Origin of the sequence: Paenibacillus sp. FSL K6-0108 (assembly GCF_045040695.1) — a bacterium.
Taxonomy (GTDB): Bacteria; Bacillota; Bacilli; order Paenibacillales; family Paenibacillaceae; genus Paenibacillus; species Paenibacillus pabuli_B.
In genome coordinates, this window is record NZ_CP150288.1 from 5,910,170 (window position 1) to 5,924,259 (window position 14,090).

At 47.2% G+C, this 14,090-nt stretch carries 8 protein-coding genes; all 8 read right to left on the reverse strand.

The genetic code is table 11. From position 1 onward, the window contains the following. Window positions 1-204: 204 nt before the first annotated feature. Window positions 205-2,256, reverse strand: a complete 2,052-nt coding sequence (gene pulA, locus MHB49_RS26905; RefSeq protein ID WP_405153681.1) for a type I pullulanase — start codon at window positions 2,254-2,256, stop codon at window positions 205-207. Window positions 2,257-2,434: 178 nt separating this feature from the next. Beyond that, window positions 2,435-6,172, reverse strand: coding sequence for a DUF5704 domain-containing protein (locus MHB49_RS26910; protein ID WP_405153682.1), 3,738 nt, complete (start codon window positions 6,170-6,172; stop codon window positions 2,435-2,437). 22 nt (window positions 6,173-6,194) lie between these two features. Beyond that, window positions 6,195-7,367 carry an S-layer homology domain-containing protein gene (locus MHB49_RS26915; RefSeq protein ID WP_405153683.1) on the reverse strand — a complete coding sequence of 391 codons (1,173 nt, stop codon included), beginning with the start codon at window positions 7,365-7,367 and terminating at the stop codon, window positions 6,195-6,197. A 350-nt stretch (window positions 7,368-7,717) separates the two neighbouring features. Then, window positions 7,718-9,229, reverse strand: a complete 1,512-nt coding sequence (locus MHB49_RS26920; protein WP_405153684.1) for an extracellular solute-binding protein — start codon at window positions 9,227-9,229, stop codon at window positions 7,718-7,720. A gap of 81 nt (window positions 9,230-9,310) precedes the next feature. After that, the gene (locus tag MHB49_RS26925; protein WP_405153685.1) at window positions 9,311-10,420 is read right to left on the reverse strand and encodes a glycoside hydrolase family 105 protein; all 1,110 of its coding nucleotides are present in this window, start codon (window positions 10,418-10,420) and stop codon (window positions 9,311-9,313) included. 23 nt (window positions 10,421-10,443) lie between these two features. Further along, the gene (locus tag MHB49_RS26930; RefSeq protein ID WP_247899030.1) at window positions 10,444-11,943 is read right to left on the reverse strand and encodes an extracellular solute-binding protein; all 1,500 of its coding nucleotides are present in this window, start codon (window positions 11,941-11,943) and stop codon (window positions 10,444-10,446) included. 64 nt (window positions 11,944-12,007) lie between these two features. Then, entirely contained in the window at window positions 12,008-12,880 is an 873-nt protein-coding gene (locus tag MHB49_RS26935) for a carbohydrate ABC transporter permease (protein WP_247899031.1), read from the reverse strand. A 45-nt stretch (window positions 12,881-12,925) separates the two neighbouring features. Then, window positions 12,926-13,879, reverse strand: a complete 954-nt coding sequence (locus tag MHB49_RS26940; protein ID WP_063566889.1) for a sugar ABC transporter permease — start codon at window positions 13,877-13,879, stop codon at window positions 12,926-12,928. Window positions 13,880-14,090 lie beyond the last annotated feature (211 nt).

Genomic DNA, 14,090 nt, shown 5'->3' on the forward strand with positions numbered 1-14,090 from the left:
GGTTGTCTGTACTCAACATATCGGTTAAACAGAGGCTTTCAATTAGCATATTGAATATGATGCAAATCTTCTCGGCAATCGCTTTCAAGATACAGCATATGTAAACAATCGTCATAGATTGACAGCATTTGTACCTGTCCTGATGAAAAAAGAGGGAGAAAAGCAAATACCCTCTCTCCAAATTGGTGAAAGGGTACATGAGGTTCACTCACTTGCATAGATAACCGTCATGGATATAGGCGGAACGCTGACCTGACCATCCTTGGCTGTACGCAGCGTCTCGGTGGCGGCTTGCCCTTGCTCTACAACCACATTCCATGTACCTGAAGGAACGGAGGTTGTACGGGTTTCTTTGGAAGCATTATAGATAATGATTATCCGTCCCCATGAATCTCCGACAGCTGTTCCCGACAATTCATAGGCCAGCAACCCTTTTTCTTTTTCAAGCAATCGAACATGCTTCTCAATCTCTTCCTTGGTGCGAAGACGAAAGACCGGGTGCTCGCACCGAAGACGGATCAATCCACGATAGTAATCATAAACAGGCTTGAACGCCTGCTTTTGCTCCCACCGGATGGCGTTGACTGAATCCCCACTCTCATGACTATTGGCATCGCCATATTTGCTTCGCAGAAATTCATCTCCAGCCGCAATCAAAGGAACCCCCTGGGAAGTCAACACGATGCCATTAGCAAGCAGACAGCGCCGAACCGTTTCGTTCTCCAGTATGCGATCCGGGTCAACGTGCAAATATGGCTTCGCCTGCTGTACAGCCTCTTCCACGTTGGCACTGCCTTTCACACGCCCATCCTCGCTATAGGTGATAAATCCCAGCGTATCGTGCAATCCTTGTGTCTGGGCGACTTTGTCCCACAGGTTGAGATTATCATGTACAGTTACATAATTAATCGTCTCAGATGGGCCAGCGGTAAAATCGGTAATGGCTCCCCGTACACCTGTCCATATATCGTCTTCCTTACCCTCCGCTCCTGTAGCAAATCCGGTTCCCGTTCCATCGCTATCACCTTTGATCGTTCCACGGAAATTATCGTTAAATACAGCAAATCCAGCTTCGCGCTGCGATCCTTTAAGTGTCATTTGATCTCCAAGTGGTGATTCCAGCGCCCCCCAAGGTTCACCGTATAAGAGGATAGACGGAGAGACCTCGGCATGCAGCTCTGCTGCGAGCTCTTTCATCGTTGTCGTATCGATCAGACCCATCAGGTCAAAACGAAACCCGTCCACATGGTATTCTTCTGCCCAGTAACGCACGGAGTCGATAATAAACTTGCGCACCATGGGGCGCTCCGTAGCCACTTCATTGCCTGTACCTGATCCGTTGCTGTACGTGCCATCCGGATTCTGACGGTAGTAATATCCTGGAACAAGCTTCTCAAATGAACTGGCAGCCGTATCAAACGTATGATTGTATACCACATCCATAATGACCCCGATTCCCTTCTCATGAAGGGCGAGCACCATGGATTTGAATTCCCGAATTCTGGTCTCCGGCTCATCTGCACGTGAAGCATAGGAACCTTCTGGAACATTGTAGTGAAGCGGATCATAGCCCCAGTTATAATGTGAACAATCGGAATTCCTGTCATATGCCTTCGATTCGTCCACTGTTGCAAAATCAAATACCGGAAGCAGATGTACATGAGTGATTCCCAGCTCAGCCAAATGATCGATCCCCAGTGTATTCCCGTTTGAATCGCGCAGACCTGTCTCGGTAAAAGCCAGATATTTTCCTTTATGCTCCATGCCGGATGACTCATGGATCGAGAAATCGCGCACATGCAGCTCATATAAGACCGCATCTACCGGGCTCGCCAGTTCGGGACGTTTATCCTCAATCCAGCCATTCGGGTGGGTCTGTTCCAGTCTGACGATGACACCCATTTCACCATTCATGGTCACAGCCCGTGCATATGGATCAACCGCAGTTTCCTGACGTCCGTCCTCAAAGGTAACCCTGTACATATAACGATAACCGTTCCACTCGCCTTCGAGCTTCAGGGACCAGATGCCTTGATCCTCTTGGTTCATAGGTACTTCTTTCTCTACTTCCTGATTCTTCTGTTCATTGGCACTTCCCCCTGTTGAAGGCGGGTATAACAGCACATCCACCCGCTTTGCCGCAGGCACCCAAACTTTGAAGCTACAGGCTCGTGGTTCCATCGTGACACCCAGATCTCTTCCTCGATATGTATCCACTACATTCAATATGTCTAACTTGTGATGGTCATCAATCATGTGTATATTCCCCTCTCGATGAGCAATAAAATGGATGTGAACAAATGCTCCTTACCTTTTATACCCCTTCTGTTACCTAACCATAATCCTAGAGGTGAAAAAGACCATACAAAAACAAGCCATGCTTCACGTTATTTCACGTAAAACATAGCTCTTTTGGTGGGATTTGCCCTTTTCTCTAATGCGGCACCTGGGACTGAAAATCGTTCCGACTGGACTGATCCGCATGGTAAAACACAACATCACCATCCCTCAGCGGCCAGTTACTGCCTTGGCTGTTTGCCGGACTCCGGTTGAATCCCTCCATCTGCCACTGATTCATCAATGGGGCATGAATATATTGCAGGTGCGGGGCATCCGTATTGCCACCTCGCAAACTCTCAATATTGAAGTTGACCACAATATACCCATCCTTCAGGAAGATCGCCGACTTCTCATCCAGAGGATGTTGTCTGGCGAGTGTTTCGAGATCTGTTCCTTTCTGCACGGCGTACACATCGGCTGGCAGACTGTATTCCCCATACCAGCGCTGGATGGCTGCATTAGCCCGATCCACATTGACGCCAGGTGGGATGTCCGTCTTTGGTCCAATCAGTGTGCGGATGGGCGAGGACAGGATCAGCCAGTCATAACGGCCCACCCATATTTTCTGGTGAGAAGTCTGATCCACGAAACGGACCATATATTCCGCAATGCTGCTCTGGCTCTGCTCCTGTGGTGTCAGCTCGTAGGAATACCGATACCTAGCTGTATCCCCCAGCTCCGTACTGGGAACATTCCGCAGCCGCGCGTTCAGAACAACAAAGCGTTTCTCCAGGTCCTGCGCCGATCCGATGCGAATCAGATTTTCCTGGCCCCGGTGATAGTACAGATCCACTTCCTGGCGGGATGAACCATCCCGACTCACAAAATGAAAACTCGGGGTAATTCGTATACCATCCTGCTTGCTAAACATATTCCCCTTCGTTTTGAGGTCAAACTTAATATGGTATCCCGTCTTGACTGCCACATTTTTGAAGCCCTGCACCGGATGACTGCCTGGACGAATCGGTAAAATAAACGGGGCTAAGTTCCCTCTGGGGTCCCCATCTATACTGTTAAGGCCTGTCCAGTAGCTAGCTCCCGTAGGCTCTGGTCGGCCCATTTGCTTACGGAATACATTCTCCCAGTTATAGTCGGAAATATCAGTCACGTGAAAATCATACAACCGTCCAATGACTTCCACGGGTACCGTATCTGAGGCTGTATGATGCGCCAGATTCGTATTGGCATCCTGCTGTTCAGTAAAGTTCGCAGGTGCATTTTCAGCGACATTGCGGAACTCGACTTCATAGTCCCCCTCATCCACCCAAACCGGAAGATAAAAGGGGGTATCCAGCTGATTCACCGGAATATCCACCCACGTCTTAGCCGGGATGAACTGGCTGCGGCCTTCGTTATAGACATCAAATGGGAACCGAACCTGCTTAATGCGAAAATACTTGGCGTAGTCCCGGTTGCCATAACCGGGGTAACTCGCAGCATCCAGATGCTGACCGGAGGTCGGAATTCGTACGATAAACGGACGCTCCAGGATAAGTGCTGCTCGGTTTGCATTCGGTACCGTCTTCTGGTTATGCGGCTGGTCATCCGATACCCAGGCGTAGTTTACGACAGGCGTATGTACCGTAACCGTATTTATGCCGTTGATTGGAAAAACTTTGTTGATTCCCCCATTTACATTACCTGGCAACAATTCGTAATAGATTTCACCGGAACTCGTGGTATTTGCCTTATTTATGAGCGTATTGCTGATCATGTTATTAGGCTTATACAGGACATCACGGTTAATAGTAGTCGGATGAGGAATATTAGACGGAATTGGGCCATCCTTTGTCGTTTCTGAAGAACTCATGAGTGTTGAGCCATTAAAATTAACCATATCGTTACTCACTTTACTTTGGGGTGTATTGCTTTCAGCCATCCCTTTAAGCGTGGATGTGTGATCCGGAAGAGACGGTGGTGAGTTCAATCCCCCTGTTAGAAGTGGTGGAGTAAAAGTGATTGATGATGTATTAGCTGGTCTAACGTGACTATTAACATCCAGATCATTACTCGAATCAAGTGATGGTGGCGTATACCCTGAAGGTGTCATGTTGACCTTCCCGCCAGGCAAGGCATAGTTACTCATTTCAGCCTGATTTATCTTGTATACTTCCAAATTATTTATTTGCCAGTACGAGTAGTCCCTGAATAATTGGAATGTATATGTTTTGGACTGAGTATCCGTTTTTGTCACCGGAGGCCCTGGAGTACAACCCGTTTCAGTACATACTTGAGGACCGGGTACTGTCCATTGACGAGCATACGTAACTTCAACGGTACAGTCATATGTGGTCTTTCCAGACATTTTCCCCCAATCCTGTTTGAACAGATATTCATCTGCTAACGCGTTGATATAAAGAGATTCAGATGTTGGAATCCCCTTAAGAACATCGAATTTTTCAGAATCCCTATCATCAGCTCGAATAACTCCATTGGCACCCGGGTCCATGTCACTTTGCCTCATAACTGTTCCTGGAGATGGACTTCCAATCGTCCAACTGCATTGCCCCGATCCATTACCTTCAGGAATCTCAGGTTGGTTACCTCCTCCGCCACTGTCGGTGCATGAAGCCCCTGTGCCAACTGTCATCTCAAAGGTATCCTTTTCATCAAGCGCTTGAGTAGCGTCAACAAAGTGGGCAGTAATCGTTGCTGTGCCAGTTGGGGCGACCGCTGCTACTAATCCAGAACTAGTGACTGTCATTGTAGATGTGTCGGAACTTGACCATGTGAGCTTGGCATGGCTCTGTAAAGGCCAAACACTCCCATCTATCTTTGTCAAAGTTGCTGTTAACTGAGTTGTTCCGTTTGGCGCTACGCAAATATTACCGCTGATCTCGAGTCCCGATGTCCCATCCGCATACGTAACTTTCAATTTCTTATCCTTGTATACGTAGGTATAGGAATCAAAATCGGCTATGAATTTCGAAAAGTACCATACTTGTTTTGCTCCTGGATTCGCCCAGTATTTCCTATACGTATCATTGTTAAATGTTTGTTTAAAGCTGATCGTAATCAAATTCAAGTTTGGTACGTCGATTACTTGGCCTGCGACTGTACTTGGGTCAGTATAACCCTGAGACCCATGCACATCGTCAATTCGAGTGGTTGAATCAATTTCAGTTCTTGATGCTTTTACATCAGTCTTAGAAATCCCTCCATCTTTAATCCATAAACCATGAAGAGAATCTCCATTAGCGACAATATAGTATCCTTCTGTTCGTGGTATATTGGCCGCCAAGTTAGGGTCTGTACACCCAGGATAACGTGGCAGATTCCCATTGAAACTCTGCCCTGTGTTAGGGTTTTTGTTTTCAGTTGGCACACCACCTGGACAGTTTGGGCCGGGTTCACTAGTATATACACTTACCTGTCCGCCCCCGGCGCGCCAATACTTACCATTAAAGTTTCCTGAGTCACCCGCTGTCCATCTGTCCCAATAGTAGATTCCACCGTAATTAGAATTATTTTCAGAACGAACAATGTACCTCGTCCCGTTTAAAGTATCTTTCAGATTATCAGATGCTTTAAATTCCGCTTTACCTGTGGGGATGGAAAGTGAACGAAGTACTTTACCGTCCTTGGCTGTCCACTCCATCTTTTTAATGATTTTTCCAGGCTTTGAGGGCACCACGATTGGAACGGTTGGTAAAGTAGGTTTATCCGAGAAATAAAGTCCGCCATAAAGATAATCGTCAGCGTCCCCTTTCATCTCATACGCTATGATCTCTGTAATTTCCCCTGCAGCTGATACAGTATTAAAAAGAATGCTTGGTGGCAGCAACTGCGCAAGGAGAACCATTAACAACACAAGTGGAAGAATTCTGTTCATCAAAGAACCACTTCCTAACTTCTTAAAGCTCAGATACTGCTAATCTTTTTTGGTAAACAGGAGCCCCAGCAGTAATTGTTTCTACACGAACTTGCAACGAACCATTGTAATAAAGAGCCTTTTTAGGAATTACTAAGCCGTATACTTCTTTTTTGGGATCGGTAGAGAGAATAGGCATTGCTTGATTAATTTTATCTTTACTTGGTGCTCCATCATATCCTCGAACAGAAAGGGCAAGTCGGTTCGTTCTATATCCTTGTGGATTCTTATTAACTGTCAATTCAGAGTCAAGCAACAAGATATAACATTCAGCGTTATCAGCGAATTTCATTTCTTGTCCCCCGTAGAGCCAGAAGAACTTATCTTTGGATGGGAGCAGCTTTCGATTAGGGTCTTTCGGGTCATTCCAATCAATTGCAATCAGACTGTTTACGCGACCCTGAACAGAGCCGTTAGGGGCTGAAACGGTAAGGTTGGACTGTTTCCACGATGTAATACCAAATCTGTGATTGGAGTTTTTCGGACCATTAAAGATTTCTTCTGCAACAGTGAAAATATTGGTCTTGTGCCAGTACAGTTCCGCAGCCGCGACAGCATACTTATCGGATGCTAATGTTTTACCATCCTTTATCGACAAAACCCGTTCAATAACAGCAATTGCTTGAGCGCGAGTTGTAGTTCCCTCTGGCGAGATTTCACCTGGTGCCGTGCCTGTGATAATACCGTTCTTCGTGGCCAAGTACATCCATTGCTTGTCTTCTACGTCAGTAACCCCAAGCGCTCGGACAGCAATTTTCGACATTTCTTCTCGAGACATTGGCTTTGTCCAATCCGAATTTGCAAAGTCGCCTGTTTTATAGATCCCTGCTGACTGGGCAGCGCTGACGTACGGGGTATACCAACTTCCAGATGTTGAATCAACCTTCAGAGCTAGAGCAGATACCGTCATCTTCACGAATTCGGCCCTGGTAACTGTATTATTCGGAAGGAATTTTCCATCTGGGAAACCATCGACATATCCTCGATTAATAGCCTGCATGATGCTGGATTCTGCCCAATGGTCAGTAATATCTTTGAATTTCTGTATACCTTTGATCTCGTCGGTAATTGCAGCTTTTGCGGGTTGTGGACCGATAGATGCTTGTGCGGAAAATAGAGTTAGCGCAGCCACACCTGTTAATATTACTTTTTTCATTTTCTTTCCTCCTATGTACCTTAATATGGGTAAACTTCGCTTAATGTTGCTTGTTCAACACTCTCGTATTTCTTTTCAAACCAAAACCTAAATTTGTCATAATAATCAATATTCTACCATGTCAATCTAGGCGATTGGTATTATTTTTCAGCGATCCGCTTCCTTCAAAACACCCCTGCCCCTCCCTAAGACCCACTTTCTCTCTTAAAGCACAAAAAAGGCCACGAATCCGCAGATTCATAGCCTTATTCTTTAAGGTGTAATTACTGTTTAATTTTGTAAAAATGTACTCACTTACAGAATAAATGATTTCATGCCATTTGACCACTCTTTTTTCTAACCAGTGACAATTACTTCCCGTTCAGCTCGGCATAAGAGGCCTCAAATTCGGAAATAAGCTGGTCGCCACCGGATTTTCTCCAGTTCGCTACTTCCTGCTCCCATCCAGCATCATCGATTTTACCCATAATATACTTGGTCTGTGCATCCCAGATCATCTGGTCCAGCTCCTGTCCGCGCTCAGTATAAATGGCAGAAGACAAGGTCAGCGCCGGATTTGGAATGGCATACTGCTCATTTTCTCGTGCCATCTTCGTCCCCTTCATACCGATTGGTACATCGACAAGCTCAGGCACGTTATAACCTTCAACGCTTAGCAGATTATCACGATAAGGCTTCACTTCACGCTGGTATCCATCGAAGTCCTTGAACTCGGTTTTGCCATCCGCAGTCTTCGTATAGTGCACATCTTCCAGACCTCGCAGCTGAAGCGTACTCAGCGGTTCGTCCATCAGTTGATCCAGGAACGTTAACACCTGTTTTAACTGTTCTTCGTCCGGTACGGAAGCTTTGGGAATGACAAGCATGCCATAGTTCCCCGGTTCCCCGGCAATTCGAATGCCATCCGGTCCCTGGAACGGGGCCACATCAATCTCGCCATCAGGCACATTTGGTGTCAGCCGCTGCTGGAACGACTTTCCGTTCTGAGCAACACCGTTCAGTTTCATGGCTACGAGACCGGAGTCGATTTTTTTGTCCGCATCGGAAGGGTCCAGCGCGGGAAAGTCACTGTTGATCAATCCCTCACTGAACAAGCGCTTGAACAGCTTCATTGTATCCACATATTCTGTGGTCAAGAACTCAGGGGTAAGTTTACCCTCATCGTCCACACCCCACTTGTTCACCCCACCAATACTTACGGCGATCCGTGTTAGCGGAGAGGATACACCTTCGTTATACTTTTTGAACAGCACCGTTCCATACGTATCTTCCTTGCCGTTACCATCAGGATCATCCTTGCGAATGGAGCGCATCACTTCGTACCAGTCATCCAGCGTTTTGGGTACATCCAGCTTCAGCTTGTCGAACCAGTCCTTGCGGTACACGATGGCTGTACGCCCGATATCGCGAAAGTTGGGTACCCCGTAGACCTTTCCTTCGATCTTGATATTGTCAAAATAAGCCTCGGATTGAGCAGACAGGTTTTTGTAATCCTTCAGGTAAGGTCCAATTTCCCAGAACAGCCCTGTTTTGGCTGCGTTAAATGTTGTGGGCACATAATTCACGCGCATGATGGTCGGCATCTCGCCCGAAGCTACCATGACATTCACTTTATCATCAAAAGCAGACTGCGGAATCCACTGTACACTGACATCCGTATTGGTATATTCCTCAATCTTTTGTTCAATCCCGTTCTCCTTGGCTGGCACATCACCTACCTGCATCAAAGAAATTGAAATGGGAAGCTTGCCTTCCCCTGCCGCAGGTGATTTCTCTCCCCCGCAGCCTGCAAGCAGTCCGGCGGACATTGCACCAACCACGACCAATCCACCTAAACGGGACATCCGACCTTTTGGACTCATCAACCATCTCTCCTTTAGATAACCAAATTGTTCAGGGTACGCTCAATGAATGCGCTATCATAAATAAGTCTGAAGAAAGAACTAGCGTGTCGCCAGTTCCATCTCCACTCCTGCCAAAATAAATGGAGCTACCGATTTCGGATCATTGATTCGAATGGATTCAGTCACATAATACTCGTACGACCCGTCACGATACGGGGTACCGCCCAACCCTGCACCGCCGTTACACTGCGTCAGGGACAGTACACCTTCACGGTCCGTTTGCAGCAGATGCAGCAGCAGTCCCTGATAACCCTTTTCTGCGATCGCTTTAAACTTGCCACTCAGATAACCCTTACGTACGCCCTTCGCCAGTGCATACACAAACATAGAGGTTCCCGATGCCTCCAAATAATTACGCTCACGCCCCGGTTGATCGAGCAAGTGAGGCCATAACCCGGACTGTTGGTCCTGTACATGTACAAGCGCATTTGCTACACGTTCGAAAATCCCTACAATCTGACCTCTCTGCTCATGATCGACAGGCAGATGATCCAGTGTATCCACTACCGCCATCACATACCAGCCCATCGCCCGGCTCCATACATGCGGAGAACACCCCGTTTCTCCCGAGCTCCAGCGCTGTTCCCTGCTCTCATCCCATGCATGGTACAGCAGACCGCTGCGTGGATCACGTGTACGTTTCTCCACCAGCAGCAGCTGTAACGCCGCCTTGTCAAACCACTTCTCCTCGCCAGTAACCGCACCATACTGCGTTAGAAACGGCGTGGCCATATACAGCCCATCCAGCCACATCTGGAACGGATAGATTTTTTTGTGCCAGAATCCGCCTTCACTCGTACGGGGCTGTCCCTTAAGCTGTACCATGAGCAAATCGGCGGCTTTACGGTACTTCTCTTCACCCGTTTTGTCCAGCAACAGGAACAGCGATTTCCCCTGGTTAATCTGGTCCAGGTTATATTCCTCGACCGCATACGATCGAATCGAGCCATCTTCCTGAATGAAGTTATCCATCAGTTCACGGATGTAGTCAAAATATTTCTGTTCTCCGGTATGGGTGTACAGCTCTTCCAGCGCTTTTAGCAGACAACCATTTTCATAATGCCAGGTCGGATACAACTCATGATTGCGATAACTTTCCATGAACTGTTCGGCCATCCGTACCGGTGTGAATTGCAGTGTTTCTTTCATGATGTTCCTCCGCTTCCGGCTTTTTATTTAGCCTGTTTTTTGTAGTCTTCGGCATATTCCTCACGAATTTTGGTACCGCCCGCATTGCCCCAATTCTCGATCTCCTGCTTCCAGCCATTTTCATCGATTTTGCCCATAATATATTTGGTCTGCGCATCTGCAATCATCTGATCCAGATCTGCCCCACGATCGCCATAAGTAGGCGAATACAAAGTTAATGCAGGGTTTGGTACAGCATGTTCTGCCAGCTCTTTGGCAAGTTCCGTCCCCTTCTCACCCAGTTCGGTATCTTTCAATTTCGGCACATTGTATCCTTCTACGTAAGGCAAGTTATCACGATATGGCTTCACTTCCCGCTGGAACGCATCGAAGTCGCTCATCTCCACCTGGTCTTCGCCAGCCTTCTTGTAATGTTTGTCTTCAATACCACGCATCAGCAGCGTCGCCATCTCCGGGTCCATCAATTTATCCAGGAAAGACAACAGGTTTTTCAACTCTTCTTCCGATTTAACCGTCGCTTTTGGGAAGGCCAGAATACCGGAGTTACCCGTTTGGCCAGCCACACGGTCCCCACTCACGCCAAGCAAACCGGCAATGTCTACTACGCCATCCGGGTCATTCTTGGACAGACGCTCTTGCTGGCTCTTCCCATTTTGGGCGACACCAACACGTATGCCCACGACGCCTGAATCGTATTTTTTCTCCGCCTCGGTAGAGTCGAATACGGCAAAGTCCTGATTCAGCAGTTTCTCGCTATACAAACGTTTCAGCAAATCCAGCACCTGCATATATTCCGGTGTCATGAATTCCGGCGTAAAACTGCCGTCATCTTCCACCTTCCACTTGTTTGGTGCACCAAAACTTACGCCAAGACGTGTCGTGAAGGAATATTGATCCTCGTTATACTTTTTGAAAAGCATCAGTCCATACGTATTATCCTGACCGTCTCCATCCGGATCGGAGGTTGCCAGCGTCTTGATCGTTTCATACCATTCATCCGGTGTCGTTGGTACCTTGAGATTCAACTTGTCAAACCAGTCTTTACGGTAAATCACCGTTGCACGGGCAATATCAGAGAATACGGGTACCCCGTAGATTTTGCCTTCCACTTTGATATTGTTAAAGAAACGCTCATTCTGTGCAGACAGATTTTTATAATCCTTCAACAATGGACCAACTTCCCAGAATACATCGTTACGCATCGCACTCGTCACGGTTGGGTTATACTGCACTTTTACAATTTTGGGCATATCGCTGGATGCAATCATGACATTAATTTTGTCATTGTAAGCCGAAGCCGGAATCCACTGAATGTCCAGTTTGGTATTTGTATACGCCTCAATCTTCTGCTGCACCTCATTGCCTTTGCTCGGTACATCACCCACCTGGGCTATTGCAATGGACACGTTCTGTACGCCGCCCTCGGCAGCCTGACCTTCATCCGATCCGCATCCTGCCAGCAGACCTGTCACCAATGCCAGTGTGCTTAAGACAGCTACGGCTTTCTTTTTTGTTGCTTTCATCAAACGAAAACCTCCCCTTTTTATACAGTCATGAACCAGTTCTGATGTTCAACCATGCGCAATTTCAACCTTTTACCGATCCCAGCATCACTCCTTTGGCAAAGTGCTTTTGCAGAAACGGATATACCAGCATGATTGGAATCGTGGAGAACACGATAACGGCCATGCGAATGGTGAGCGGCTGAATCTCGGTCTCTTCGATACTGGTATCCCCGATCCGGCTCTGAGCCAGGATAACAATTTCACGAAGCCATACCTGTACGGGCCACTTTTCACTATCGTTGATATAGATTACGGCGTTGAAGAAGCTGTTCCAGTGAGCCACCGCGTAAAAGAGTGAAAATGTAGCCATTGCCGGCATCGACAAAGGCAGAACAATGCGGAACAATACACCCACATCGTTACATCCATCGATTTTAGCGGCATCCTCCAGTTCGTCCGGGATGGCCTGAAAGAAGTTTTTGAGTACGATCAGGTTGAACGCACTAATGGCGGTTGGCAGCATCAAAGACCATAATGTATCGGTCAGGTGCAATGATTTTACGACAAAGTAAGTTGGAATCATCCCGCCGCTGAACAGCATCGTGAACAGTACACCCAGCAGGATGGGCTGACGTCCACGCAAGTATTTTCTGGAGAGTGGATACGCCATAAGCGATGTGAACAACAGGTTAAGCAGTGTTCCGATGACGGTGATGTAGATTGATACACCCAGACTGCGAATCAATGTGTCTGTGGAGAAGATGTAACGGTAAGCAGCGAGGGAGAATTCTTTTGGGAAAAGAATGAATCCTCCCTTGGCCACTTCATGCGGACTCGTAAACGAGACGGCCAAAATATAAATGAACGGGATAACGGTCACGATTCCGATCAATAACAGCAAGCCATGATTGAGGATATCAAAGATCCGATTGCCCCATGTTTTATCCTGTTGCATCTTAATGTTCACTCCTGTCTGGTGAAGAACGTCTGCTGCCTTGTGTTAGTAGACGCCTTCCTCCCCGAATTTTTTGGCCATCGTGTTGGCACCCAGTACAAGCGCCAGTCCGACCACCGACTTGAACAAACCAACAGCAGCACTATAACTGTACTGTGCCTGTGTGAGACCTTTGGTGTAGACGTAGGTATCAAATACCTCACCCACATCCCGGTTCGTCGGCGTGAGCATCAGGAAGATCTGTTCAAAGCCTGTATCCAGGAAGTTCCCCAGACGCAGAATGAGCAAAATAATGATTGTACTGCGAATGGCAGGCAGCGTAATATGCCAAGTCTGGCGCCAGCGATTGGCACCATCCATCCGTGCAGCTTCATAGAGCTGTGTATCTACACCGGAAAGTGCCGCCAGGAAAATAATCGTGCCCCAGCCTACCTCTTTCCAGATGGATTGTCCAACAATCATCGTTCGAAACCAGCCAGGCTCAAGCAGGAAAGCCACTTTTTGTCCCGTCAGGTTATAAAGTAATTCGTTAATAGCGCCACCCTCGGTTGTGAATAGCATGTAGAACACACCAACCACAACAACCCAGGAAACAAAGTGCGGAACATATACCAGCGTCTGTACAAATCGTTTGAACCGTTCACGGCGAACTTCATTCATCATGAGTGCCAATACAATTGGCAGCGGGAAGAAGAACACCATATTATAAATCGCTAGCAAAAACGTATTCCGGAACAAAGTCCAGAACTGCGGTTCCCCGAAGAAACGCTGGAAGTGCTTGAACCCTACCCAGTCACTGCCCAGAATGCCCTTGTAAGGCGTGTAATCCTGAAAAGCCATCGTAATGCCGTACATGGGTATGTATTTGAAAATAACAAAGTAAAGCACGCCCGGTATCAACATAATATAGAGCCACCGGTTTTTGATGATATCCCTCCACAGCAGGTTTTTGTCACTGCGGGTAGCGGGTCGTGTCCGAGCCGCCGTTTCAGCTTTCATAGTGTCTTCCTCCCCACATTGGAAACGATTACAAAATATCACTTCCTGAATTCATGTCTTCATTGTGGAGGATAATCGGGTAACTGGCTATCGTCTCGTTTTAGCTTTTTTTTTCCCCTTATGCAGCAAGGGTTTAAGGCATTTGTAATGGTGGAGTGCTCCCCTTAATGAACCACATTTAACCTTCGATATTCCTGTCTTAACTCTGCTC